Origin of the sequence: Kribbella sp. NPDC050241, assembly GCF_044459685.1 — a bacterium.
In the GTDB taxonomy this organism is placed as follows: Bacteria; Actinomycetota; Actinomycetes; order Propionibacteriales; family Kribbellaceae; genus Kribbella.
In genome coordinates, this window is sequence record NZ_JBITJE010000002.1 from 570,993 (window position 1) to 597,099 (window position 26,107).

Here is a 26,107-nt window from a genome sequence, read left to right on the forward strand (position 1 = left end):
GTCATCCAGCCACTCCGCGCCAGCCATGTCGCATGTCGATCACGAGTCAGCTGACGGTTGCTCGGCCTCGCCGGCTTGCTATGTGGGCTCTTGCTCCGCACGTTCGGCCGCTCGGCGTGCGCGTGACTCCTCGGCCCTGATCCGTTCCATCTCGTCCACCTCGTCCAAGCTAGCGGCATCGATCGGGAACGGCGGCTGAGCGAGCCGTTCGGTGATGCCGAGATACGGAACCGAGGCTGCGAGGAGCTCGATCGATCCGTGGCCTGGATAGATCTCGCCGCCGCGCTCGAACACCTGCACCATCGGCTCGTACGGATGGTCGAAATCAGGAAACCGTTCCTTCGGGCGATCGCCCAAAGAAGCCCACCGGAACATGTCGGTGAGCACCTGTTCCGTCCGGGTCCCGAGCTCGCGCCCAACCTTGGCCTCGAGGCGCCGGAGCCAGCCTGCGTCAGTCTCGACCGATGGATCGAACACCACCGCCAACTCGAAGAACGGCCATCGCCTCGGCACATCAAGCGCCTCGCCCCAGATCGCCATCCGCCGCAAGTACTCCTGCGTAAGCAGTCCTCGCGATCTGGCGTGCCGTTCCTCGGCCTCCTGGTTGTCCCAGCTCGCCGCCGCAAAACGCACCGCGCTGGTCAGCCTCGGACATCTGCGTGTCGCGATCGCCCAACTCAACGTCCGTCGGAGAATCTCCCCGTTGGGACGTCGACTCCGCCTGCGCGTCTGGCGGGCTGAGGTTCTGGAGACGGGCCGAGGTGTCGTCGTGAAGCATGTGGGCCCGAAGCTCTGGTGAGTAGGAGGCGAACGGGTCCTCCGGCTCGGGCCGATCATCGACCGGCGTCGTCGCCGGGGCCGAGAGAGGATCGACCGGTCGTCGATCGGCCGACTCGTCATCGCTCCGCTCGGCTGACGACCACTTGGAGTACCCCGGCCAGTACATCTCATCGAGACGTTGCTCGAGCTTTTCGCGAGCAGTCAGGTGCTGTGAGGATCGACGGCCCGCGGTCTCGTCTTCGTCGATTGAGTCTGCCTCGGATGCCTGCACTTCCCCTCAGCCGAGGGTCAGCGGACGCCCGCGAGTCCTCTTGTCTGCTGTCCGACGCCCGGGCCACGATAGTGGAGGAGTTCGGGGCGGTTGAGTCATCACGTTGCTCAGCCGATGCCCCGCGCGCGTTGCCCGGCCAGTAGACGTCATCGAGGGGCTGCTCGGACTTCTCGCGAGCAGTAGACGGACGCGGCGTCTCATGATGTGTAGCGTCGTGGCGATCCTGCGTCGGAGCATCTCTACGGCTTGCCGGCTGATCACGCACGCCGCCGTCGGACTGCCAAGACGTCTCGTTCTCACGACGCCCGGTTTCGCCAGCCTGATCCCCTGGCGTGTTGCCTTTGCTCGGGTCATCGCCGCCACGACGACCTCCCAGCTCGGACACAGCCATCTCCTATCCACGCCAACGCGATCCCGAAGTAGCAGAACCATCACGAACAGTATCCGTCGCGGGGGCACACACGGGCAGTACTCGCCCGTTCGTTTGGCAGCACGGCCTGCACAGATGCCAGCGGGTGTCAGTTGACGCCTTCGATCCGTTCAAAGATGTCTGCGTCAGTCTCTCGCTGCCAGCCTGGCAGGTCGGCCCAGTCGGCGACGTAGCTGGGTTTGGGGTCGGGGATGTGACGGTAGATCTGCGCGATCCAGCACAACGCCACAAACCGGCCCTTCTGCTCTCGGCTGAGCTTGCTCGTGCTCCCTTCAGAGACATCGACGAACGCCCGCACCTGCTCGTACACGGCTGCAGCGCTCTCCCGCTCCCAATCGGGGGTCTCTTCCCACGGTGCGACGTACCCGGGCTTTGGTTCGCCGGGGTAGTGCTTCGTCACGCCAGCGATCCATGCGTCACGGAAGATGCGGCCCTCTTCGTTCGACAACAGCGTTGCTCCTTTGGACGGGTGAGATTCCTACAGCCGTGAGCGCTCGACGGACAGGCGTGCCGAGACGGTCCTGTCCGTCGCCTTCTGGTCGACGGTGGCCGGCTCTAGGTCTGACATGCCGAACGGACGGTTGCTCATGATCGAGGCCTTATTCGAGGGTCAGGCGGACTAGCTGTCGTGCAACGGGAGGACGTCGATGTCCTCAACGGGCCAGTGTGCGTACGTCTGCGTGGTGCCGACCTTCTTCCAAGCCCAGCGTTGATACATCGCGTGAGCCTGTGCACCTGGGCGGGAGATGAGACTTGCGAAGGGCTCTGGTCTGCTGGCGAGGAGGGCGTCGACGAGCTCGCGGGAGAAGCCGCGGCCACGGAAGTCCGTGTGTACGCCAAGCTCGATGACCGCGAAAAGGGGGCCTGAAGCAACGTCGGCCGGAGGCGGGTCAGTCTTGACACCGGTCCACCATCGTCCAGGCAGAAAGGTGAATCCGTACGAGAACCCTACAAGTCGCCCATCGAGCTCTCCAGTCACCAGGACGAATCCTTCCAGGCCGGCGTGCTTCGTGATCCGGATCTCGAACTGCTCGATGTCCTCATCCGACATCTCGTACGGAGGTTCGGAGTACGCATTCGCATACAGCGGCTTGAGTTTCGGGACGAGCTCGAGCGTCTCGTTCGCCGCGTGGGGGGTCAAGATCATGCTTCTCCCCCGGAGCAAGGCGCTGACGTCCTCGGGTCAGCATCAATGGCTGGGCCAGAAGGCAGACATAACCCCACAAACCGAGCAATCAGCGTATCGCTGCCAACGAGCGGCGGTAGTTGGACGGGACGAAGCCTCGACCGGCCACGCCAACGACACGCATGATCCATCTTCGCCATGTGCGCGCTTAGTCGACTGCCAACTCCCAAGCCACCAGCTCAGGACGTCTACCACTGGTGAAGAACTCAGATGCCGCCGCACGAGCCTCCTTCACGGTGATCGCGCTGCCTTTACCCATGGTCGTCGGCACGCCGCCATAGTCGAAGGTGGCGTCCTGCGGCTCGTCGAGGGTGCCGGCTGAGCGGTACTTGGCGGAGCCTTCGACGTCGTCGTAGAGCGTCAAGGAACTGAAGGCCGCCCCTAGTCCAATGTTCATAGTGGCGAGCTCGTCCGCACTGACCAATTCGACCCAGGCCGGCCGGGGCAGACTGGCGACTCGGTCAAGCAACTCGTCGAGCTCGGCCTGGCTGCCGATGCGCTGCTGTCCCGCGTCATCGTCGTAGTAGGCCGTCAAGAAGTCGTTCATGCGAGTCCTCTCCCATTACCGATGTAGACCTTATAGCCGCCTGGCCAATAGACCGTCAGCTTGGCACCGGGTGGCAACTGCCACGGCAACGTGTTGTCGCAGCCGTACCGCCCACCGCAGGGACGCTTGTTCACGTACAGGGTCATTTCTCGAGGCATTCCCGCGCGGCGCATGAGTGCCGCTGCGTGGCCCTCCGCGTGTTCTCGCGCAGCGTCAAGGCTGGCGGTTCGGCCGCCGAGACCTGGCGCCGTACCTCCGGGTCCCCGCGTCCCGCTGCGCACATGAATCAGGCCTCCACCGTCCGGCCTGGTCAGAATTCCGGATGTCGGCCCGACGTCTCCCGGCCGCTCGGGTAGTCGCCGGAAGATCTGTTCGATGAACGGAGCGGGCGCCGGCTGATCTCCAATTTCATCACTGTCGCCAGTGTCCTGCGGCCGATCGTCGGCGGTGCCCCGCGAAGGCGGTTCATCTTCCTCCGAACTCGCCTCATCGCCAGCCCGCGCGGGTTTGTCGGGCTTGTTGCCGTCCGGTTCGTTGTCATGGTCCGCACGCCGGTAGGCCATAGGATGCGTGCTGCCGCCAGGCCCTTGCGACCGTTCATCCCTCGAGCCGCCGCTTGGCTCGGCGGTTCGAATGCCGCTGATCATCTGCTCGACCCACTGCTTCGCTCGAGCCTCCGCCTCAGACAAGTAATGGGCTGCCTCTTCGCAGCGCCTTGCCGCATCATCAAGCTGCATAGCGGCCATTCGGGCACTTGGGTTGTTACTGGTGCTCCCGATCCAGGCCGCGGCTTCGCGGCACTTTCTGGCTCGGTCATGCAGGTAGCCGGCCGCCCGCGGGGCCTCATTCAGGCACGCGAGCAGATATTCGGCGACCCGCTGGAGCTCGGAAGGCATGCGCTGCCTCGGCCAGCTAAATCTGGTCGGCGTAGCTGCGACATCCGGCTTCTGCGATTTGCAGTGACTGGACGGCTTGGTCGACCGATTTTGCGGCGGCGTCCAACATCGTCGCGATGTCCTGGTCCGCACGGGTTGCTGTGCCGCGGATGAGGGCCTCTACCTGCTGGCTGGATTGTTCGAAGCGCTGCTTGAATCCAGCCAAACTGGCTGCGCCTTGCCTCGACTGGTCAGCCAAACCGTGCAGCTGCATCCTCATCTGTTCGACTTGGGACATGTACGGCTCCTCACTTGGTTAGACAGTCAGCGATCTGCTGGTCCGATTGACAAGCCGCGCAGTGGCGCGGCAATGATGGTCCCGATACGGGAGGACGATCAGGCACATGATTCGACGCAGGAACGCCTTGTTGGACACGGCTCTCGCATGCGTGGAGCGTGGTATTCCGGTGCAGGCGGCAACTATCGCGGGTACGCCGGACGGCGGCTGGATCACCGATGTCGATGCAGCCCGCGTCGTCTGGGACGTCGCCGAGCCGCCGAACCTGGCTGTGACGTCGTGCCCGACCGTGGCGATCTGGCGCCTGCCCCGGATCGCCGGCGCTTACGGCAAGCGGCTGTATGAGCAGGATCGACCTGGGATCTGGCCGCCGACGATGAAGCTGCCGAGCGGCGACTGGATCACCTGCACGTTCCAGCCCGAAACCGACCTTGGCCCGCTGGCTAGTGGCGTTCAGTACGTCGAGCCGGGGACACCCGTGGTCATCCCGCCTTCGACGACCGTAGACGGCCGGCTGAGGTGGGACGGGTCGAACTTCCCGCTCCATCCATTGCCGAGCGCCGATGCGGTGTTGTCGAAGGTGCTGCGTGCCGAAGAGGAGTACGTCGAGCTGCACGGCCAGCTCGGCTGAGATCTCGCCGACCGCGCAGCAGGACACAATGGCTCAGCCCTTCTGGGCCACGGCCAGGAACAGCGAACTAGCTGCCACCAGCTCGGGCATCCGGTCTGCCAGACGAGAGCACTCCAGCGCCGTGTCGAGCGGGTCGTGCTCGGCCAGCTTGTCCGTGTAGGGCTGGTGCTTGAAATGGGCATCGATCATGACCGTCAGCCAGCCACCGGGACCAGTGAGACCGAAGATGTTGACCGGCCGCAAACCAGCACTCACGAGTTCGCTGCGTAGCTCGGTCTCGCGGTGGTAGTAGCAGTGCGCCATCCGCTCGTTGTCGGCACTGTGGCCGGTCTCCAGGATGTCGCGCACGATGCCGTGACGCGTCAGGAGCGTGTTGGCCAGCGTCGAGCCAATCAGGTTCGCTGCTCGGTTGATCGCTACCGCAGCCAGCACGCCACCAGGGCGCAACACCCGCAAGGCCTCGCGAAGCGCCAGGCGACGGTCGCTTGCCTCCGGCAAGTGGTAGAGCGGTCCCGCCATGAGCACGGCGTCGAACGATTGGTTCGACCATGGGAGCCGACGTCCGTCTCCAAGTTCGGCGGTGATACCTGCTGCGTTGGCTTGGTCGACGTGACGCTGAACTGGGTCGAGTAGTACGACGTCGTGCCCTTGATCGCGGAGCCAGCCCGCGTGCACAGCAGGACCGCCGCCGATGTCGGCCACACGAGCCGGAGGCGGCGGGAACCACTGGCCAAGGAAGTCGTAGAGCCGGGCCTGTTCCAAACGGCCCTTTACGGTCGAGCTCAGTCGGGCCGCTTCGTCCCAGCGGCTCGAGTAGTGGGTTTCGATCGCTGGATCGACGGTCGGCGGATCCAACGGGATTACAGGCGTATCCACTGCGCTCCTATCATCGAGGTGGAACAGCGGGCGGGCGTTCGCTCTGCAGGCTGTGCGCCCGCCCGCTGGTCTTGAACGGCGGTGGCTGAGTGGCTGCTCGCCCGGGCGCGCACGCCCCAAACCACCCAGCCCACCGGAACCGAGGCACCGGTCCGTGCCTCGGCTCTTGAGCGGCTGACACGGAACGGACTCGCTTTCGCGTCCCGTGCCAGCCAGCATCTGAGCAGCTCCTGGCCGATCCTCCACAGGGAAAGGAAGATGCGAGCAGGGACCGTGAGGAGGCGGCACCAGCAACTCACAGCGATCGCTCCGCGAGTTGACGGCTGAGGAGGACCGTTGCCGGTTCCGCCAGATCATTGACCGTCCTCAGATTGGTTGTTATCCGAGGCAACTTCGTGCGGCATTGCGAGCTCGTTGGAGATCCGAAGACTGATGAATCGCCCGCGCATGCCCGACTCGTAAGCGACCGCAGCGTCCGGGTCACCAACGAACTCCGCGATGAGGTGCGTACCGAACCAGACGCACACGCGGCGATCGGACGGATGCGGCCGCGGGCTAGCGCTCATTCGTCACTCACCTCCTCGCACGCAGGCTCGTCGGCGTCACGCGAGCCTTCCTGGGGCCTGTCGGAACAGCGGGCAGGCGCAGGTGCAGGGTCCGGTACGCCGCCCGCTGGCTTGCGGGAACAAGGTCAAACGACGAGCCGACCGGCACTAACCCGTCAGACGGAGACAGATAGACGACCTCGCTTGCACCACGGTGGCCGTGCACGGCAAGCACCGCGCGCACCCCCGCCTCGTAGAACGTCGTCGAGGCATGCTCGCTGCGCCATCGGAGAGAGACAGATCCGTCTGTCCACTCAGTTCCCTCCGCGACGATGCCTGTGCCGGTCACGCCGGACACATCAACGTGTCGCACGAGCAGGAACACCCTGGGAACTCTTGATCGCATGTCCGCAGTCACCATCCGCAGATCCAGATCCATCGGCATGTCGACAACGATGACGCGGCGCTGACCTATCCTGAACTCACTGTGAGTACGGGTGGTTCGCGTGATGCAGCGCGGCTTGAGGGAAGGCTCGCCGGTGCGTGGTCCTGAAACACCGACCGATATGCCGGGTTTCTCGATGTCCGGGGATTACCACGGTGTGATTTCGGGCTATGTCCTCAAGATGCTCCGCGGCTCGATCCGCATGACTCAGACGTCGCTCGCGGAATGCCTTGGGGTCGACGTCAGCACCGTTCAGGGTTGGGAGACCGGTCGCCGGTCCTTGACCTCGCTGCGAGTCTCTGACTTCCGGCGGCTGCAGACACGTCTGGCAGCGCTTGGAGCACCCGCCACGGGCGTGGTCTCGTTGCACGATGCCGTCGAAGCGGACGAACTGCTCGGGCAGATCGTAAACGGCGAACTCGGCAACGCCGACATCCGGCAGCATCCGCTGGCCTCGACCGTGCACCGGCGGCGACTGGTAAACCTCGTGACCTGGCCCTTCACTGGAATCACGCCTCCGCAACTCCGCGACTTGCCGGCCAAGCCCGGCCGTGGACCGGTCGCATCGCATCCAGTCCTCACCGCTGCCGCACAGCACAGCTTCTTCGATCAGCTACTGAACGTGGCGGAGAGGGCATCTCCCGAGGACATGCCCGTCCTGCGACGGCAGGCGACCTACCTAGTTGGATTCGACAAGCGCAGAGAGTCCGCCGACTGGCTCACAACGCAACACAAACGCGCATTCACTGGCAGCGTGGCGGTAAACCTCACCAGCGGGATCGCCGCACGTTCAGCGGCAGTCGCGCTAGCCAGACACGGCGACGCGGATCCGCTGCGTTACTTCATCGACAACACGCTGAGCGACGAACGACATGCAGCCGCGAACCTCACCTACTGGGCCTACTGGCTTGGAGAGATCAACGAGCCGCATGCTGATGACTCCTACCTGATCACCGCACCGTCGAGTCGGAGCTGGTCAGGAGTGCGGCTAGCAGACCACCTGCTCGAACATCTGACGGATCAGGTGAATGCTCCGCTGAACATCCACAGCCTCTGGCAGCTTGTGCTCGCACGTCCGGAGCTCTTGGAGTACGACCGAGAACTGCGGGAACGAACCGGCCGGCGAGTCGAAGCAGCGCTGGACGACAACCCCGCTGTTGGCAGCACCGTAGAGTTGAACAATCTGCGGTGCGCTGTGCAGTTGGCCAACCGATGATCGAAACGGAGTAATCGTGACCGATGACGCTACCGACCGGGACGCAACAGGAGTCGTCGCCTTCGCCTACGAGATGGGCGTACTCAAGCGGCTCCGTCGGGCCGGATGGTGGCACGTCGGAGTCCGCGACCCCGAGTCCGTCGCAGAGCACAGCCTGCGCGTTGCACAACTCGCCGCGCTGATCGCCAGCGAGGAGGGCGGCGATCCGGCGCGGGCGGCGTACCTGGGGATGTGGCACGACTCGCAGGAGACCCGCATCGGCGACATCCCGCACAGCGCCAAGCCGTACATGGATGTCGCGAGCAATGAACGCATCACCGAGGATCAGGTCGCCGTACTTCCAGAGGCGGCCGCTAAGAGCATCCGGGAAGCCGTGACCGAGTACGAGGCCGCCGAGACGATCGAGGCTCGCTGCGCCAAAGACGCGGACCGTCTCGAGTGCCTCATGCAGGCCGTCGAGTACGGCGAAGCCGGCTACAAGCGAGTCTCTGGCTGGATCGAGTCGTCCCGCGCCCGAATCCAGACCGATTTCGGTCGACGCCTCGCCGAAGCAGCTCTTCAAACCTCACCACTCGCCTGGCGCGACCGCTGACGCTCCTCAATTCCTGAGGCGCTGACTCCAAACGCAGCAACACCGCCCGGGGTCGACGAGCGCCGCTGGCCGTAAAACGGCGTGCTCGGATCCGAGCAAACGGCGGCCCCGATCCGAGCACACCTCTTGCATGCTCGGAGCGATCCCACGGGAGCCGTCGCGATCAGACCTGTGAGCGCTCGGCCGTTGAGCTTGTATGAGCGATCTGGCGAGTGTGCGCAACTGCCACGTTCCGGGTGGGCGACCGTGCTGAGTATCCACCGGATGAATGCCGGGGAGGGTTACCTGTATCTGCTTCGGCATGTCGCTGCTGGGGATGTCGATCGGCGGATGGCGACGCCGTTGACGGCGTACTACACCGCGTCGGGATACCCGCCTGGCCGTTGGATGGGCCACGGCCTTAGCGGCCTCGGCGATGGCGAGTTGGTCCCGGGGAGCGAGGTGACCGAGGCGCAGATGGCCGCGCTGTTCGGGCGCGCGGAAGATCCGCTCACCGGCCGGACACTCGGCGAGCCGTACCGCGTTTTCAAGCGTCCGGAGGAGCGCATCCGGGACCGGATCCGCGACCTCGACCCGGCCCTACCGAACGCCGAACGCGAACCTGCGGTCGGGCGGATCCGGCAGGAAGAGATGCGCAAGAAGTCGCGGCAGGCGGTCGCTGGGTTCGACCTCACGTTCTCTCCGGTCAAGTCGGTCTCGGCGCTGTGGGCAACAGCCGACGTTGGAACGCAGGAACAGATCGTTGCTGCCCATCACGAAGCCGTCGCCGGTGTGTTGTCGCTGATCGAGCAGCACGCGGCGTTCACCAGGAGCGGCGATGGCGGTATCGCGCAGCTGGATACCCGCGGGTTGATCGCGGCGGCGTTCGATCACTGGGACAGCCGCAGCGGCGATCCCCAACTGCACACCCACATGGTTGTAGCGAACCGCGTACAGGGCCCGGACGGTGCTTGGCGGACCCTAGATGGGCGGGTGCTGTACCGGGCCGCGGTGGCGATGTCGGAGATCCACAACGTGCTCCTGGCCGACCACCTAACCAGGCGTCTGGGCGTGAATTGGGAGCTGCGGGAACGCGGTTCCCGGCGGAATCCGGCGTTCGAAATCGACGCAGTTCCCGACGAACTGATCCGCGAGTTCTCGGCCAGAACCGCACAGATCGAGGCCAACCTCGGCGCCCTTCTCGACGATCGCATCGACCAGATCCGCCCGCCCGGCCCCCGCGAAATGTACGCGCTCCGGCAGCAAGCGACCCTCGTGAACCGCCCATCCAAGCACCTCGCTCACCCCCTTGCGGTGCTGATGGCGCAGTGGCGCAAACGCGCCGACCAAGCGATCGGGCATGACGCCGTCGCCGCCATCCAACGGTCTCCCAACGCAGCCGGCGAGCGTCCGTTGGCAGCGGCAGACCTGAGCCCGGAAACGATCGAGGCGTACGGCGCCGCGGCCGTCCTGACACTGCAAACCAAGCGCGCGACATGGACGCGCTGGAACCTCCTCGCCGAGGCCGCACGCCAAACCCGGCTGCTCCGTTTCGTCTCCACGAACGACCGGTTCACCGCGCTGCAGGCGATCGTCGAACGCGCCGAGCAGCACTCGATCAGCCTCACCGCACCCGACCTGGTGACCATTCCCGTCACCCGCGCCAGCGGCGAGAGTGTGTTCACCATCCACAACGGCCAGATCTACACCTCACCCGTCATACTCGGTGCCGAAGCGATCCTGCTCGACCAGGCTCGCGACACCAACGGACCCACCATCGCCCTCGCCACTATCCACACGGCCGGTCTCAGCCCCGACAAGGCCGCCGCACTCCGCAGGATCGCCACCAGCGGCCAGAAGCTCGAAGCCCTGATCGGCCCAGCCGGCACCGGCAAAACCAGCCTCTTGTCCGCCCTCGCCGCCAGTTGGGAAGCCGAGTACGGCGACGGATCTGTCATCGCTCTCGCACCATCGTCAGCCGCCTCGACAGTCCTGGCCGACGCCATCGACACCCCTGCTGAGAACATCGCGAAATGGATCTACGAATCCGCCGGGCTCGGAGCCGAACAACGCCGTGACCAGATCCTGCAGACCGAACACGCCGCCAGCCTCGCCCACCGAACTCATCGCCGTCTTCGCGATCAGCGATTGATCGGGCAGCTCGCAGCCCTGAGAGCCGACCACGATCGATGGAGCTTCCACAAGAACCAACTCGTCATCATCGACGAAGCCTCCATGGCAAGCACCATGGAACTGGCCACTCTCGCCCGCGCCGCCAACACCGCCGGCGCCAAACTCCTCCTAGTCGGCGACGACGCCCAACTCTCCGCCGCCGACACCGGCGGCGCCTTCCGCCTCATCGCCAAAGACACCCAAGCCGCCGAACTCACCGACGTCTGGCGCTTCACCAACCCCTGGGAACGCGACGCAAGCCTCGCGCTCCGGCGAGGTGACATCGCCGCCATCGACATGTACGACGACCACAACCGACTCACCGCCGGCTCGTCAGAAGAGATGGAAGACGCCGCCTACAAGGCCTGGCTCGCCGACACCCGAACCGGCCGAACCAGCCTGCTCATCGCCGCCGACAACACCACCGTCACCCGCCTCAACGCCCGCGCCCGCCTCGACCGCATCACCACCGGCGAAGTCGAACCCGACGGCATCGAACTCCACAACGGCAACCACGTCGGCCTCGGCGACCACATCGTCACCCGCCTCAACAACCGCCGCCTCCGCCACGGAACCAACAACCACGTCAAGAACGGCGACCACTGGACCGTCATCCACCGTTGGCACGACGGCTCACTCACCGTCCAAAACGCCACCGGCGACACCGTCACCCTGCCCAGCAGCTACGTCCAGGAATCCGTCGAACTCGCCTACACCACCACAGCCCACCGAGCCCAAGGCGCCACCGTCGGCACCGCCCACCTCATCGTCACCGACCACCTCACCCGAGCCCTGCTGTACGTCGGAATGACCCGCGGCCGCCACACCAACAACGCCTACGTCGCCACCCACCAGACGAGCTCGGATCTGCACGAACCCCACCCCGAACAGACCATGCAAGACGTCCTCGAAGCAGTCCTCAACGACCCAGGCGTCGAACAATCCGCCCACGAAGTCATGCGCCAAGAACTCGACAACGCAACGCGTCTCGACCGCCTCGTACCCATCCACGAACACCTCTGCCAACTCGACGCCAAGAAGCGCTACCAACCCGCCATCAGCATCTCCGGCCTCGACCCAGCCGACCAAGCAGCACTCCAAGCCTCCCCGGCCTACGGTCCCCTCATCGCCGAACTCCGCCGCGCAGAAGTCGCCGGCCTCAACCCCACCGACCTACTCCACCGCGCCGCCAACCAATCACCGCTCACATCCGCCAACGACGTCGCCGCCGTCCTCCATCACAGAGTCCACCGCCTGACCGCCCGATCACTACACACGGCAGGTCACCACCCCGTACAGATCGTCGGCCTCATCACCCCAGCTACCCAGATCAGCGACCCCACACTCGTCGCTCCACTGCGCGAACTCGAATCCCAAATCATCGAACGCGCCAACATGCTCAGCGACGACCTACTCGCCAATCCACCCGCCTGGTATGGCGAATTGCGTCGCACAGCAAGCACGACACCGGACCACAAACTCCGCGAGCTCTCCCGCGACATAGCCGCCTACAGGGAGTGCTACCAGATCCAGGGCGACTCGATCCTCGGAGACGCGCCACCAGCCGACGCCAGCGAGCGATACCGTCAGCGCTCCCGAATCAACAAGGTGCTGGCCGACTTGTCAGCGCAGCCTCCCGAACAATTGACAAACGAGGCTAGCATCGAGGATGCGCCAACCCAGTCCGTCTCACCGCTACCAGACTGACATCACCATGACTGGCTCAAGGCGCAGGTAAAAGCCGCACGAGCATGCCTCTCCTGCATGCGGCGAGCCTTCGACAGACATCTCGGATCGCCATGTGGTGATCAGAAGCGTACAGCGCGAGCAACATGCCGAGCGCTCGCATTGGCACCCGGAATGCACGCCCTGCGCCACTACTACACCAGCGTCACTCTCCAGGATGGGGGTGAACATCAAGGAACTCTCCGAATTCCTCGGCCACCACGACCCAAGCTTCACCCTTCGTCTCTACACCGGTCTCCTACCGTCATCACACGACCGCACCCGGCAAGCCGTCGATCGTCGCCTGGAGAGACTGCGAAGGTAACCGCCAGACCAGTCGGCGAGCAGCCGCGGTGGAGACAGATCATTGTTCTGTGCAACGAGAATGCTAGATTTAGCACTATGCGAGCCGCGAACCTGGCGCCGATAGGCCCGAGGACGATCACTCGGTTCCGGCGGGTAACGCTGCCACGAACGATCCGGGATGCGGCCGGCTGTCACCCCGGTGTGACCGTTGAAGTTGGTGTGATCGATCGACGGCGTCGACTCATCGGCGTCCGAGCGATGCGGCTCGAATCGGCCAACCGACAGCGCGGTGTACTTCGTCACGCACGCCAGGTCACCGAGGTGGGCCAGGTGTCGATTCCCCAAGCTGTGCTCGCTAAAGTCGACGTCGAGGCGCTGGCGAACGTGTACTTCATCCAGCCGACCAGGCCGACGGGCATGGTGTGGATCGTGCCGGCGGAAGGGCTCGGCGCACTGATGCGCACAGACCTCTCTCGTCTTGATGGCATCGACACATTTCTCGGGGAGCAGCTATGACGACCAAGCTCGCCGACGCGCTCCTACAAGCGAGCCCGACGAAGAGCTTGTCCCGTTACTGGCGAGGCCTGGACCTCGAGAGCGTTGCCACCGTTGTCCTTGACCTCACCCAGCAAGCTGGACATGTCTTGCCCGCGATCCGTTACGACGGATCCTTGGTCTTCCCTGTCGTCACGCTCCACCACGACGCCGTCGCATCTCGTCGGGAGAGAGAGCAGCCACCGGTTCTCGATGTCCGGTTGCTCCGGGATCTGGCCCGTGGCGCTTCTGTCGTACAACAAGTACGACCAGCCGTCACCATGCGTGCCTTCATCACGATGGACCGAATAGCGTCCGTCGGTTCCACGCTGGGACGATTGGCCGGGTGGTCGCGAGTGATCGCGGCGGTTCCGAGCTGGACCAGGCTATCGAGCCTGTCAGCGGCCAGGTGTGACTACTACGGGTACACGGTCGTCTCCAGCGACGGCGCCGCTGGAGAGGTCCTAGTCAATGGGCACGCGGGAGCTAAACCAGGAGCGTCGACCGAGCGAGATCCTTGGCTGTTGCGATGGGAGGAGCAACTGTTCGATCTCGCGATCAGGGCCGGCGCTGTTGATTGGACTTGATGGTCGTCCATGCCTTAACCCAGGCAGCCTGGAAGCGGGGCGGCTCCCACGGCACACCGGTCTCACCTTCGATCTCCAAGTTCACGCTCTGCGCGAACTTGCACGTCTCGATCCAGGACGTCATCTGGTCCTCGGGCTCCGGGGAGGCCAGCACATGGGCGGCGACGATGCTCAGGCTCAAGTACGAGTGGACGAACGCGTCCTTCTCCCCGGCCAGCCAGTTCAGCGTGTACCCCATGCACTGGCTGCACGGGCAGCGCCAGTACGCCTGTCCTGGATCGCTACGATATGCATCAGCGATCCTGTCCAGCTGCCGATAAGACAGAGCCTGCGGCACGACCGCAGCCGGAAGGCCTCGTCTCGGCCCACCGCCCCCTTCCCGGTTCGGATAGAAGTGCCGAAGGCTGGTGGTCACCCCAACAGCACCCGCTTCTGCCCCGAAGGCGACTGCGCCGATGGCTGAGATGTCATTCCGCAGGCTGAGAACCGGGACCTCGCTGCTGACGACGTGAATCAGCCCTTTCACCGCCGCCGGCGTAGCGAACGGATCGTTGTCGTCCTCGACCATCAGTGCGATCGGAACGCCCGCGGCATCGATCGCATCCCGCAAGGCCGCCGCACGCTGCGTCAACCAGCTCTTGTGGACCGCGACGACCACGATGACCTGCGGGCCAAGCCGCGCGCCATATCCGAGGACGTCGCGGATTCCCGCGACATCACCCTCGGCGATGTATCCGGAATCAGTGAGAGCCCAGGGAATGCCCGCCCGATGCTGTTCTCTGATCCAATCGGCGTCCAGCGGAGTACTGGCGGGCACGCGCCGCTTTCCCGCGTACCGCCCCGCGTCGATCAGCACATCGGCGAGCTGGAGCCCGGATGCTGCATGCCGACGGACCAGGTCTTTCATCGTCCTGCGGGTGGGGCCCTGAAGCGAATACACGGCGCCGAGGCCAACACCGAGATCATCAGCACCGGCCAGACGGAGGACCCACGGCTGATGGACCGGACCTGCCTGCACGAACAGCCGCACACCTAGGCCGTCCAGCCGAACTCTCGACCGGGCGCTCGCGGCCGTCATCAGCGTGGAGTTCTCCATGTCAGATCACCACCTTCAACTTGGTGCGACTTTCGTCGACAGTCGGGTAGTAGTGGCGAACGAACGCGGCAGGAGTCATCAACGCCCGCGCAGCGATCTGCTCGACACCCTCGCCGGTTCCGTCGAGCCGGGCCTGGATCGCTCTCCTCAGCAACACCGGTGTCTCACGCTCCACTCCGCCCGGCTCGCTGAGGTTCCATCCCATCCGTGACAGGCGGATCCGGAACTCCTTGAACTGGCGGTCGCTGATGCACCCGAGATCCTTGGCGCGCTGGACGAGCATGCCGATGGAGACCCCCCAACGCACCTTGAGCTCGAGCAGGCGACGGAAGTCGCGGGTCTGCAGCCCCTCGAGCGCGGGGCGCAGCTCAGCCGCAGGCGTCAGCAACTCCGCCGCGAACTGGTTGGCTTCCTGCTCCTGGGAATCTGCCGGATACTCGTGCAACAGCAGGTGCCCCAGTTCGTGCGCGACCGTGAAGCGTTGCCGGTCCGCCGAGAAGCCGTCGTTGACGATCATCAGGGGAGCCTCGGCCGCTTCGACCGGTCGCATGCTGACCGCGTCCTGACTGCTGGTTCCGATCGCGCGTACGACGATCACAACTCCGGCACCTTCGAGCAACTCGATCAGGTTCGGGATGGGGTCACCGGACAGATTCCAGTGCGCCCGCAGGCTCTGAGCTGCTGCGGCCGGCTGCAGTGCGTCAGCGAACCCGATCGCGGGGAGGGATCGCTCAACGACGACATCTATCCCCGCGAGCAGGCGATCCACGGTCAGCCGGGTCAGGTGCGCCATCGCCTCGACACGCTTGACCGCACCGGCGTTCATCGTCGACTGTCGCCGCCGGTGATGGAGGCACGTCACCCCAAGCCCGCCCACAGGCTCACTGATCAGTAGACCAACGGGGCAGCCCAGCGCTTCGGCGACCCGCTCGAGCCGATCTCCTGTGAGGTCGACAAGGCCGTTCTCGACCTTGGACAGGTGCCCCTGCGACACATCAGCTGCATCCGCAAGCTGCTTCTGCGTCCATCCTTTCGCCTCGCGGACCAGTGCCACCATCACCCCACCAGCCATGTCGGTCTCCGATCAGAATCCGTGTGACATGACCTGATCATACCAGGAAAATATTCTGACCATAGATTGGACGGCCTGGAGTGTCGGTTAGTAGATGCTCAGCGATCGAAATGGCGATGCACCCAAGAACATCAACGGCTTCAAAGCCGCGGACACCACCGTGCGATCTGCACCCAACTGCGCCTCGTAACACGGCACAAAATCAAGGTTGGGTCCGGACACCTGGCTGCTCTACGGCGTCGAGCGTTGTCACCACCACGTCAGGCTCAACACAAACGGCAACTCTCCGCCCACGATGATCGATGTCTGAGCCACCCACGCAACGGCGACAGTTGCACCAGGTCGACGGCGTACCCCAGCGGCAGCCGCGACCACTCTCGCCGCCGGCGAAACAGCGCCGGCCACTCGCAGCTTCATGAGAACCTACGCCTTCGGCCCCCGCGGAACCCGGCGGAAGCAATCCAGGACACCCACCGCCATACTCGGGTGCATGCTCCGCCGAGTCCACGCGCCCCGTGCTCGTCTTCTTGTGACAATGCTGCTGATCGGCACGGCGTGGACAGTTGCCGTTGTCTGGTGGCCGCAGCTCCACCTGCAGGACGATCCGGACGCTCTTGGCTGGCAGTCGCAGGTCACGATCGGACTGGCGTCCATCGTCGCAGGGCTGATTGCCTTGCTGCTGACTGTCGGGCTGGCCGCGATCCAGCTGCGGGCATCACTCTCCTGGCGAGTCATGCGCGGCATCTTCGACGTTCCTGCGAGGGTCGGACTCCTAACGACCGTGAGTATCGGCGTTGCGGCTCCGCTCTGGGTAGCGATGTCTCCGTCCGCTCGATGGAGCCGGTGGGCGTTCGCCGCTTTCGGCTGGTCACTGATCCTGGTGGCGGTCATGGTGTGGATCGGCATGGAACGAGCAGCGCCGGAGTGGCTGGTCAATCGCGCCATTCGACGCGCAGTACGAGCGGCCTGCCGAGCTCGTCGTACCAATGGAAGCGATCTTGTGGATCGCACTGACATCGTGATCGAGCTCGGAAGTCATGCTGCGCTCGGTCCTGCCCAGCGCCGGCGAGCACTTGCCGCCGCAGCCTTCCTCCTGGCGTCACGTGCCCACAGCAACGAACACCAGGCAACGACGGCAGCAGCGATCGGTCGAATCGCTCAGATCTCGACCAACAGCAGCGCGGACCCGTCAGGCACATTGGACACCGTGACCGTACTCACGACGCTCGGGAACACCCTCACACACAACGCCACTGCACACAGCGCGATCCGAGCTGCGCTCACCGGTATCGCCCAACGTGCCCGGGCCGGTGGGCATCACGCCGTTGGCAACGAAGCTCTGGATGGCCTTGCCGAGGTGACGATCGCGCGGCTGACGGAGCTGCTGCCTACTTATGAGTCGATGCAATCTGCGCGACCAGGGAGTCGACAACTCCGACCAGCCGAAGTCGTCGAGAAGATCACCTCGGCGGCGGCCAAGGACCTGCTGCAGGACACCGATGTCGACGACATCGTCTCAGCTGCACACAAGGCGGATGACCAAGCAGAAAGGTCGAAACGGGGCGACCCACATGAGCTGCTGGAGACGACGACAGCTGATCTGGTCGGGATGCTAGCCTCGCCCCGGCCGGACGCGAGCCGCTGGCCAGGCGGCTGGCAGGGGCCAAGTGCACTGGCGAACGATGTACGCCGAATCGGCGACCTCGTGAAAACGCTGTACCAAGACGGCCGCTACACCGCTACGGACACGGTGGAGAAAGCACTCGAGGGCGTCGCGGCCTCCCTGCAGTTCGAGTCCGGCTCGCGAATCTCCAGGCCGCCCGACCGGACCGGATGGCGTGACGCGAGTGACCTCGAGGACACCGATCCCGTCAAGACGGTTGGCGAGGTCCTCGGTGCGCTTATGGTTGCCGCCTTCGAGGCAGGGTTCGACAGGCGGGCCTTGCTGACCGGGCGGCGACTGTTGGCCACCATCACGTCCACTGCGACATCCGGTGACATCCAGGCCGCTGTTGCCCTTGAGGCTTCCTTCCGGCGGGCGATCCTGCAACTCACCAGACACCAACCGGACCAGACATCTGCGCACCGCGTCCGCGAGTCGAGACTTCTGGCCGGCCTGATCGCCGAGCTAGATCCGCTCCTGGCCGCATGCCAGGCTGACGATCGATTCAATGATGTCGCCGACGACGCCGTCGTCTCGCTCGTATGGTCAACGAACGGCAACCCCGTCCCATTGGCTAGCGCCGCTTGGAAGGCTCGGCTCAGGGCCGCAGGATGGATCAGCTCGGGCTTTCAGCGCAGGCGCGGCGGCGAACAGAGCATCCGAACGCGCCCCCTTCCGGATCAGCTCGTCGCCGAGGCCAAAGACGAGCTGAGAACTGCCCTCATTCACGGCCCAAAGGACCCGACGTATGCAGCCGCTCTCATCAGCAGCCTGTGGGCTCATGCCATCGCTTCTTTGCGCCAAGACGGCGACCCTGCGCCAGCGCGCCACCTTCACGAGTTGCTCTCACGCTGGCGCAAAGAACTCGTCATCACGCTCGAGGAGGTAGATGAGTCACGCCTGGAAGAAGACGGCGCTCCGCACCCACCCCGCCTGAGCAGGAAGCTGGATGAATTAATGGCGGCAGCCTCACGCTGGCTGGCCAGCACGCGTCGAAAGGCGACGTATCCCCGCCCTGAAGGTACCTTCGCCATGCGGGTGCGCGATGCACTTGACAGTCCTCGATTCGTCGATTGGTCCTATGCCGGTCTGCGAGGGCCCGAAACGCTGGTCCGGGTCGATACGCAGGACGGCAGTCGACGCCTGCTCCGCGACCTTGAGTCCCGAGCACGAGGCGAGTTCGAGTGGGGTTACGGCGGCACCGGACCGACGACCCTCGCCGAAATCATCTCCCTCGACGCGCTGGACGACCTCGTGTGGTGCCAAGCCTGTTTGGGCGGATCGGCCTGCGCGGGCGAGCTCATCCGTTGCGCTGAGTGCAAAGGAACCGGCTTCACCGCCCAGCTGTGCGACTTCCAGCTCGCGGTTGCTGAGAGAGTTGAATCGCTGCCCAGGTCGAACGACGGCTGGCTGTGGACACGCCGCGAAATTCTCGACCACGCGCTGGACACACTCGCACGCTCCAAAGTCAGTCGCTGACGGCTGGTCTGCCGCCTTCCTCAACCAGTGACAGGATCCGTACGTCGTCGCCACCGTCAAGCCGATCGAGCACATGCACGAGGGCAGCCTGGGACCACAGGATGATCGTGTAAGGCACGTGGACACGATCGAGGTCTGAGGCAACTGCCACCGTTCCGATCACGAGTTCTCCCGGCCCGAGCGTCTCGAGCGCGCCTTGCCTCTCGGTAAGATCAGTCGCCTCGGTGAGAGACGCGACTGGTGCGCGCCCGACTGCGACCAGGTGCGCGACGACATAACTGACATCTGCCGCCTCGACCGCCATGACCACGCATCGCTGCCCGCGCGAGAGCTCGATCACGATCGCCTCGTCAAGCGCCGAGAGTCGGGCGTCGATGACCGATGCGGCTTCGACCTGCTCTACCAGCTGCCAGATGCGACGTAGCAGGTGCCGCGATGTGGAGTCGACCGAACCACTCGACGCTGGGACGGCTTGGAGTTCAGCGGCGACATCCAGAAGCACCTCGTGCAGCCCCGCGAGGCCCCTTCGCGGCGTGCGCTCCCTCGTCTGAGGGAAGTCTGCGGCGTAATCGTAGAGGAGCCGACCGACGTCGCGTTCGAGGTCCCTCTCGGTCTGGCCGAGGGTATACGGGACCGGCTCGAAGAGCCTCCGGCCGAGAACGGCCTCGAGCTCTGGGAGGCGGACGTCGACGACGATGGGCCAGCCCGGAGGAGCGGTGTGATGTGATGCCAAGAGTACGACTCGCTGAGCACGGTCGTTGAGGCTCTGCAGACTGCCCAGTGTCATGACCGACGCGTCGTCGTAAACGATCAGACCGAAGTCGAGCTCCGCAAGCACTCGGGCGATCGGGCCCCTGAGCGCACGGCTGGTCGTCGACGTCAGGATCTCGCCGGCCCCTTGCTTGTCCGGCGTCGCTTCCAGGAGGCGCAACGCGACCTCAGCGGTCGCGAGGTGGGTGACAGCGAAACCGCCGTCCGCTTCGAGCCGGTGGCGCCATTGCTCGGCCACGACGCCGCGTTCGGTCAGCACAAGTACCCGCCGTGAGGTCGCGATTTCGCCGATGAGCGTCTCGAGCACACGTCGGATACCGGTCCCGGTCGGCGTCTGAATCACTGCGTACCGCGGGCACGACGGATCGATCAGTTGGGCGTATGCGCTGTTGTGCAGGTCCACGAGGGACATCCCCGTCATGCCTCCTCCGCAATCATTGTCCGGTGGCGAAGCCAGGCCGAGGCACGTAGCAAGGTGTTGACCTCGTCCTCCGAGACCGTCCCGCGAAAGTGCACGATCTTGTTCCTGATCTCGCTCACCGGCTCCAGAGTGCTCTGGACGAGTTCGCGACTCTGGCCGAAGGTCCCCCGGAAGTGCCGACCGTAGCTGGTCTTGTTCAGGAGCACGGAGTGAAGTTCCCTCATCGTCAGCTCGTCGAGTTGAGCCGACGACCTATGTCCGTCTTCGTCGGGAAGGGCCGCGACCACACACTGTGCGAGCTGAGCTCCGGAACACGCCGACCGCATCAGCTCCCGCGTCGCCAATTCGATCTCCTGGACCAGAACGAACGGCCGCGTCCGCTGCCAGAGGAACCTGCTGACGTCGGCGGCGGTCACGATGGCGAGGAGGAGTTGCTCGTCGCCAACAAGAACTGCGTTGTCCTTGTCGATCCAACGCAAGGTGTCTTGGAGACTGTCGGCGAGAGGCACGAACCGCAGAGGTTCGACCAGGTCGTCGACAAATGCCATCCGCGGGTCGTCCTGCCTGCGCAGAAATCTCAGCTGGTTCGCGAACGACCGATGAGTAAAGGTCCCAATCACCCGGCCGCGGCGGTTCACGACCGGAAGTTGATCGAACTCGTGCTCCGCCATCAGCTCGAGCGCCGCCCCGGCGGATGTCCCGATGGGCACCGTCAGCACTTCCTGATCGACCGGTATGAGCTGAGCGATTCGGACGAACCCGACTGATGCGTAGGTGCGACCGTCGGACTGGCCGGCCGCGACCGAAGCAACTCTCCCAGCCACCTACAGTCCCCAATACCCGTCTGGCAGTGGCTGAACAGCGTACATCAGCCGATCCGGTCCGTGCCCGCAAGGAACCGCCCGACCGCTTGATCCGAACTGCCGAAGCCCGCGCCCTCGACCAGATGGCCGAATCGGCCCTGGCCACACGCTCCCCAATCTCCGCATAGAGTTCGCAGACCGACCCTTGACGACTCGCGACCACAACTGTCGCACGACTCATTCATTGCCGGCCGAGGCTACAGATTCCCGACCCCGAGCAATCGTCGTCGACCCAGCAGAGCTCCGGCCGGGTCCAGCGGAGGCAAACCGCCCTCCGAGTCAGTCCACGACACTAAATTCCAGACGAGCGCCACTCGAAGCGTCAGAGATACATGATCTCCCCCAGCCAGGCCGCCTTCAGCACGACCCTGGCCGATGCATACGAGGGCACCCGGCTCCGGCGCGCGTGCTTGGTCGACGGCCGGCGCGAGCTTGACCCAATCTCCAGCGACCAGTGCACGGTGCTGTTCTCACCAGACGTCGAGGTCTGCGAACTCTTGATCCAGGGCGGTTGCGGCGGAGGGGTTGTGGATTCGGCGGCCCATGTAGACGTCTTGGGTTATGGAGACTTGGGCTTGGCCTAGGTGGTCGGCTATTTGGCGGGCGGATTGGCCTCGGCGGTCTAGGGCGGTGGCGGTGGTTTTGCGGAAGGTGTGGGAGCGGATCCAGGTGAGGGCGTCTGAGGGTGAGGGCTGGGCTGCTTGGTCGACTTGGGCACTGAGGGTGGGGGATGCGTCGAGGTTTATGCGGTAGGTCTTGACGAGGATGGCTACGAGTTCGCGGTCGAGCTTGATGCGGCCGTTCTCGATGAGTTCGAGTCTGGTCTTTGGCCAGCCGAGCTTCGTGACGACCTGTTTGCGGGTGAGGCCGGCTTGGAGGCGGGCGGATCGGAGGGTATTGCCTAGGTCGCGGCGGGCGGTGCTGGCTACGGGGGACAAAGCGCGGCGGAGGGCTCGGCGGACGTTGGAGGGGTCTCGGAAGCCTCGGAGGGAGTCGGCGAAGATGGGTTCGTCGAGGCTGACGCCGGCTGCGTGGCGTCGGCGGAGCATGGTGACGGCCCAGTCTGGGAGGGGTAGGGCGCGTTCGCCGGCTTTGGACTTCGGGGCTTTGCGGATCAGGCCTTGGCCTGGGACGCGAACCATGGTGTGAGTGATCTCGACTGCGCTGGCTTCGAGGTTGACCTGTGACCAGAGGACTGCGAGCGACTCACCGATTCGGACTCCGGTGCCGAGCATGAAGAGGACGAGGTCCGGGAGGTCGGCGCGTGAGGCGGCTTCGTCGGTGGTCAAGAGTTGGCGTAGGCCGGCGATCTCCTCGTTGGTGAGCGAACGGGGCGGGTTCTTCGGGCGGGACTCGACCGGTTCGACCTCGCGGACCGGGTTGACGGTCAGAGCTCCGTACCGGACGGCGAGTTGCATCATCCCTGAGATGACCGCACGGCAGGTCTTCGCGGTGGGGCGGCCGGCGTTGCGCTTGATGGTTCCGATCACTCTGTCGATGCGGGGCGTGGTTGCCTCACCGATCAGGAGTTCGCCGAGCGCAGGGCGTACGTAGTTGTTGATGGCCGTGCGGTACGTCGTCAGCGTCGTCGGTGATCGACGGCCGTCTTCGATGCGTTCCTCGAACTTCTCGATCCAGAGGTCGATGAGGTTGTTGATCTTGTCCGTCGGGCTCAGCTCGCCGTACTGCGTGAGCTTTGCCCGGTCTCTGAGCTTCGTGAGGAGGCGGTGCTCGGCTGCGCCCTTGGTCTTGGCGGACGCGGTGACCTCACGGGTACGTCCGTCGTGGTCACGGAAGTAGGCGGACGCGCGCCAGGAGACCACCTTGCCCTCGGCGTCCTTCCTCTCAGCACGGGTTCGGACGTGGCCCCACGTTCCGATCGGAAGGTGCGGTCTGCTCATCTCGGCCCTCCCCAGTCCAACTGCACGTGGCAGCTCAACGGCTGGGCGGGCCGGAGATCGGGCGAAACGAGACCAGTGCGACGCGATGCGATACGTCGCTCAGGAACGCGCCGCCAGCTGGTTGCGCGGAGCCGCCGATCCCTCTCAGACGGGCATGTATCGGCCACTGTGAGTATTGGCAGAGTTTGCGCAGACCCGACTTTCACGGCCGAGGCGCCGATCTGCGCCTGACCTGCGGAAACTTGTAGGCCCCGTGGGACTCGAACCCACAACCCGCGGATTAAAAGGGGCAATGATTGCCTAGTAACCAGCCTCTCTAGGCGGCACGCCTCTCATTTCGAAGGGGTTCTTGCCCCACTACCCGACCCTGTTTGACTCCATTTCGCACCACGTTTGATCCCACGATCTGCGAGGCGAGCGCGACTGGGTGGTCCGAATCGCGCATGCCCGCGTCGGCGTCGCCCGCTCGATGCCATGCAGGCTAGGGCGGCCGGGGTATCCGGTAGCACGGCACAAGTCCGGCGCACTGCCTCTTCAATGCATCAGGTCTGAGCGTGCGCTGCCCAAAGTTCGGTCAAGCGCTGCGCTGACACCTTCGTGGCGTAGCTTCAGATCGGCGTGGTCCACTGCGTCGTTCAGATCTCCGACTGCGTCGCGCACCGCCTCAAGCTCCCGCCGCAGATGGTCAGTGCCGCTGAGTATTGCCGCTTGTCCTAGAGCTGATCGCGCACGTGTGTTGCAGCGATACGCCTCTTGCCGAAGCTCTTCTCGCTGTGTCTCAGGAAGCGCCTCCAACGTGCTTAACACGGTTGTATGTGGCTCGCTCGTATTCGTACAGAGTCGCGGCACAGTCGCCGTAGGCGCGCAGCTTGGCGGTAAGAAGCTCGCCCTCGCGGCTCGCCCGACGCTGCCAGTAGGCAGCCAACCAAGCTCCGAGGAGCGTCGATGCGAAGCCCATCGCGCGACCAAGACCGTGGCGTTCATTGTGCGACTCTACGACCCGAGGTGACACGGATCAGCGCAACGCGCAGCTGGTTTGTCCTGCGGCGAGTCGTCGAGCATCGTCCCCGGACTAGTTTCGATAAGTTGACGCACGGTTTAGGAAACCGAGCCGTTCCGCCTACGTTGGCCCCGCCAGGCGTAACCAGCCAACCGCAGATCGCTGGTTCTTGAGTTCGGTCGCCTCGACGCGATCCTTCTTCGTTCCCAGAGTGTTCCCACGCTCAGCTGGTGAGCGTTAGTCCAGCTCGCGCAGCTCGGAGCGACCGAAATTGGGCCGCGAAGCCGAGCACGATCGTGGCGGCCAGGAGGGTGCTCATCAGGCGACCTTAAGCTACCGCTGAGGTCTCGCCCGCCTCGTCTGGCCGGGTTTGACAGTCTTGAGGTCTGCGAGAGTGAAGTCGGTGCCGCGGCCGGACCACTCGTGGCGTTTGCCCCAGGCCTGGATCAAGTATTTGCCCTCGGTACGCAATGCCGGCGCTTCTCCGACGATCTGCCAGGCGTTCCCGCCGGTCTGGATGGGGACCTGGGACTTGGCCCGGCGCGGGTTCACCTACGTCACGACGGGCGTGGGTGCGGTTTCCTCCAGTCGCGGTCGAGCCTGGTCGTAGAGCTCGAGCTGGGTGAAGTCGCCGCGGCAGTTCTGCAGCACGATCACCGGTGTCAACACCGCTCGATGCTGACCCAGGAAGGCGGTCAGGGGGTAGTGCCAGTTCACCGGTCGGAGGCGGGGCAGGCGGTGCTCAGGGTAGGAATCAGGCGAGAAGGATTGGTGACGTTTGCTGTAACGTGCCGACGGGATGCAGGTCAGGTCGGATATGGAAGATGGCTCATGTTCGGGGATGTGTTGGCAAGGTGACGTTCATTGCCTCGGTACTGCCGGGACTTCGTGATCTCAGAGCTCCGTTCGCAGCGGGCACGATATGGATACTGACGGCCCTCACCGTCGTCTACCCGTACCGGGAGTCGATTCAAAGTGCATTCTCGGACCTCTGGGGTCTTTCAGGATTGATCGGCCACAACGCTGCCATCCTCGCGGCAGTTGTGCCATTTGCTGCCTACATCGTGGGGCTCATGCTCGTGGGTCTGCTACAGGGCTTGGCCAGCTTTGCAATACGACCGCTGCGGGCAGTCGTCAGGAAGGGACGGCACGACATGCGGCTGTCGCAGACCCGCAGTCGTGCTGCAGCCCTCTACCTCAAGACATCCCGCGTCCGAGAGCGGGTGGCTCTGCTCTCCCCTGAGGGCCGAGGGCGGTTGAAGTTGGTCATCGGCAAAACCCTTCGGGAAGTTCCTGAGGAAGTACGGCGGATGTTTCCCCCGGTCGCCGTCGTCCGTGATTTGCCCGCCACCTTGCTCCGCCTCTCGAAGGAGAGTCCCGAGCAGTTTCAGAGCATTGATCGGTTGCGAGGTGAGGCAGAGTTCCGGTTGTCGATAGCTCCGCCACTCGCCGCATTGGTTGTCATTTGCGCGCTACGCGGGCCATGGTGGACGTGGCTGCTTGTCGTCGGTCCGCTACTACTTGTGTGGCAGGGCCTTCGGGTCCGTCAGAACAGTAATGATCTCTTGATTACTGCCGCGTACCTCGGCTATGCAGAGCCGCCCATCCTCTCGGCAACGCGCGAGGGGATCATGCGCTACCTCGAAGGAGAACAAGACGACAGGCAAACGCTTGGCGATTGGCTGTGGTGGTTCTTGTATGAGAATGGACTTGAGCCCGATGAGCTAAGTTTCCTTGAGCCCGATGAGGACCCTGCTTGAGTCTCTTCATAGTGGATTCGTGATTCCAGGCTTGCAGCGTTCGGGATTCGGCAAACTTGGCTGATTGCCGCAGCGGGATGCTGCGC

The 26,107-nt window shown here is 64.5% G+C and carries 20 protein-coding genes; 7 read left to right on the forward strand and 13 right to left on the reverse strand.

The genetic code is table 11. The features are described from left to right. Nucleotides 1–78: 78 nt before the first annotated feature. The 6 genes from ACIBG5_RS10635 to ACIBG5_RS10660 form a co-directional block, all read right to left on the reverse strand. On the reverse strand, nt 79–633 hold the full coding sequence (locus ACIBG5_RS10635) for a hypothetical protein (RefSeq protein WP_396391294.1): 555 nt from the start codon (nt 631–633) through the stop codon (nt 79–81). Nucleotides 634–1,569: 936 nt separating this feature from the next. Next, the gene (locus ACIBG5_RS10640; protein ID WP_396391295.1) at nt 1,570–1,929 is read right to left on the reverse strand and encodes a hypothetical protein; all 360 of its coding nucleotides are present in this window, start codon (nt 1,927–1,929) and stop codon (nt 1,570–1,572) included. Between the two features lie 171 nt (nt 1,930–2,100). Continuing rightward, nucleotides 2,101–2,628 carry a GNAT family N-acetyltransferase gene (locus ACIBG5_RS10645; RefSeq protein WP_396391296.1) on the reverse strand — a complete coding sequence of 176 codons (528 nt, stop codon included), beginning with the start codon at nt 2,626–2,628 and terminating at the stop codon, nt 2,101–2,103. 187 nt (nt 2,629–2,815) lie between these two features. Next, nucleotides 2,816–3,214: an Imm1 family immunity protein gene (locus tag ACIBG5_RS10650; protein WP_396391297.1), complete on the reverse strand. Its 399-nt coding sequence runs from the start codon at nt 3,212–3,214 to the stop codon at nt 2,816–2,818. After that, complete coding sequence (locus tag ACIBG5_RS10655) at nt 3,211–4,110, reverse strand: DddA-like double-stranded DNA deaminase toxin (RefSeq protein ID WP_396391298.1); 900 nt, start codon at nt 4,108–4,110, stop codon at nt 3,211–3,213. Before ACIBG5_RS10655 ends, ACIBG5_RS10650 begins: the two co-directional genes overlap by 4 nt. Before the next feature lie 16 nt (nt 4,111–4,126). Continuing rightward, the gene (locus tag ACIBG5_RS10660) at nt 4,127–4,387 is read right to left on the reverse strand and encodes a hypothetical protein (RefSeq protein WP_396391299.1); all 261 of its coding nucleotides are present in this window, start codon (nt 4,385–4,387) and stop codon (nt 4,127–4,129) included. Nucleotides 4,388–4,493: 106 nt separating this feature from the next. Between ACIBG5_RS10660 and ACIBG5_RS10665 the strand changes: the two genes are divergently transcribed. Further along, the gene (locus tag ACIBG5_RS10665; RefSeq protein ID WP_396391300.1) at nt 4,494–5,018 is read left to right on the forward strand and encodes a hypothetical protein; all 525 of its coding nucleotides are present in this window, start codon (nt 4,494–4,496) and stop codon (nt 5,016–5,018) included. A 33-nt stretch (nt 5,019–5,051) separates the two neighbouring features. Here ACIBG5_RS10665 and ACIBG5_RS10670 read toward each other — a convergent pair whose 3' ends face one another. Both ACIBG5_RS10670 and ACIBG5_RS10675 read right to left on the reverse strand, forming a co-directional pair. Next, entirely contained in the window at nt 5,052–5,873 is an 822-nt protein-coding gene (locus ACIBG5_RS10670) for a class I SAM-dependent methyltransferase (RefSeq protein WP_396391301.1), read from the reverse strand. 594 nt (nt 5,874–6,467) lie between these two features. Next, the gene (locus ACIBG5_RS10675; protein ID WP_396391302.1) at nt 6,468–6,884 is read right to left on the reverse strand and encodes a hypothetical protein; all 417 of its coding nucleotides are present in this window, start codon (nt 6,882–6,884) and stop codon (nt 6,468–6,470) included. A gap of 52 nt (nt 6,885–6,936) precedes the next feature. Between ACIBG5_RS10675 and ACIBG5_RS10680 the strand changes: the two genes are divergently transcribed. The 4 genes from ACIBG5_RS10680 (at nt 6,937) to ACIBG5_RS10695 (ending at nt 13,390) form a co-directional block, all read left to right on the forward strand. Further along, entirely contained in the window at nt 6,937–8,100 is a 1,164-nt protein-coding gene (locus tag ACIBG5_RS10680) for a helix-turn-helix domain-containing protein (RefSeq protein ID WP_396391303.1), read from the forward strand. A gap of 16 nt (nt 8,101–8,116) precedes the next feature. Beyond that, nucleotides 8,117–8,692, forward strand: coding sequence for an HD family hydrolase (locus ACIBG5_RS10685; RefSeq protein ID WP_396391304.1), 576 nt, complete (start codon nt 8,117–8,119; stop codon nt 8,690–8,692). A 246-nt stretch (nt 8,693–8,938) separates the two neighbouring features. Next, nucleotides 8,939–12,550, forward strand: a complete 3,612-nt coding sequence (gene mobF, locus ACIBG5_RS10690) for a MobF family relaxase (protein ID WP_396391305.1) — start codon at nt 8,939–8,941, stop codon at nt 12,548–12,550. 420 nt (nt 12,551–12,970) lie between these two features. Continuing rightward, nucleotides 12,971–13,390 (forward strand): hypothetical protein, encoded by a 420-nt coding sequence (locus ACIBG5_RS10695; protein ID WP_396391306.1) that lies wholly within the window; start codon nt 12,971–12,973, stop codon nt 13,388–13,390. A gap of 576 nt (nt 13,391–13,966) precedes the next feature. Here ACIBG5_RS10695 and ACIBG5_RS10700 read toward each other — a convergent pair. After that, a complete protein-coding gene (locus ACIBG5_RS10700; RefSeq protein ID WP_396391307.1) occupies nt 13,967–15,091 on the reverse strand; it encodes a hypothetical protein in 1,125 nt (374 codons plus the stop codon). A gap of 1 nt (nt 15,092) precedes the next feature. Next, nucleotides 15,093–16,163 carry a helix-turn-helix domain-containing protein gene (locus ACIBG5_RS10705; protein ID WP_396391308.1) on the reverse strand — a complete coding sequence of 357 codons (1,071 nt, stop codon included), beginning with the start codon at nt 16,161–16,163 and terminating at the stop codon, nt 15,093–15,095. A gap of 535 nt (nt 16,164–16,698) precedes the next feature. Between ACIBG5_RS10705 and ACIBG5_RS10710 the strand changes: the two genes are divergently transcribed. Further along, on the forward strand, nt 16,699–19,305 hold the full coding sequence (locus tag ACIBG5_RS10710; RefSeq protein ID WP_396391309.1) for a hypothetical protein: 2,607 nt from the start codon (nt 16,699–16,701) through the stop codon (nt 19,303–19,305). Here the strand turns inward: ACIBG5_RS10710 and ACIBG5_RS10715 are convergent. The 3 genes from ACIBG5_RS10715 to ACIBG5_RS10725 all read right to left on the reverse strand — a co-directional run bounded on the left by ACIBG5_RS10715 (nt 19,295) and on the right by ACIBG5_RS10725 (nt 23,261). Next, nucleotides 19,295–20,497 carry a hypothetical protein gene (locus ACIBG5_RS10715; protein ID WP_396391310.1) on the reverse strand — a complete coding sequence of 401 codons (1,203 nt, stop codon included), beginning with the start codon at nt 20,495–20,497 and terminating at the stop codon, nt 19,295–19,297. The two genes, ACIBG5_RS10710 and ACIBG5_RS10715, sit on opposite strands and share 11 nt — an antisense overlap. Then, nucleotides 20,494–21,321, reverse strand: a complete 828-nt coding sequence (locus tag ACIBG5_RS10720) for a CBS domain-containing protein (protein WP_396391311.1) — start codon at nt 21,319–21,321, stop codon at nt 20,494–20,496. The genes ACIBG5_RS10715 and ACIBG5_RS10720 overlap by 4 nt, the downstream gene beginning before the upstream one ends. 509 nt (nt 21,322–21,830) lie before the next feature. Next, nucleotides 21,831–23,261 (reverse strand): helix-turn-helix domain-containing protein, encoded by a 1,431-nt coding sequence (locus tag ACIBG5_RS10725; RefSeq protein ID WP_396391312.1) that lies wholly within the window; start codon nt 23,259–23,261, stop codon nt 21,831–21,833. A 1,854-nt stretch (nt 23,262–25,115) separates the two neighbouring features. Between ACIBG5_RS10725 and ACIBG5_RS10730 the strand changes: the two genes are divergently transcribed. Further along, on the forward strand, nt 25,116–26,021 hold the full coding sequence (locus ACIBG5_RS10730; protein ID WP_396391313.1) for a hypothetical protein: 906 nt from the start codon (nt 25,116–25,118) through the stop codon (nt 26,019–26,021). The last annotated feature ends 86 nt before the right edge of the window (nt 26,022–26,107 follow it).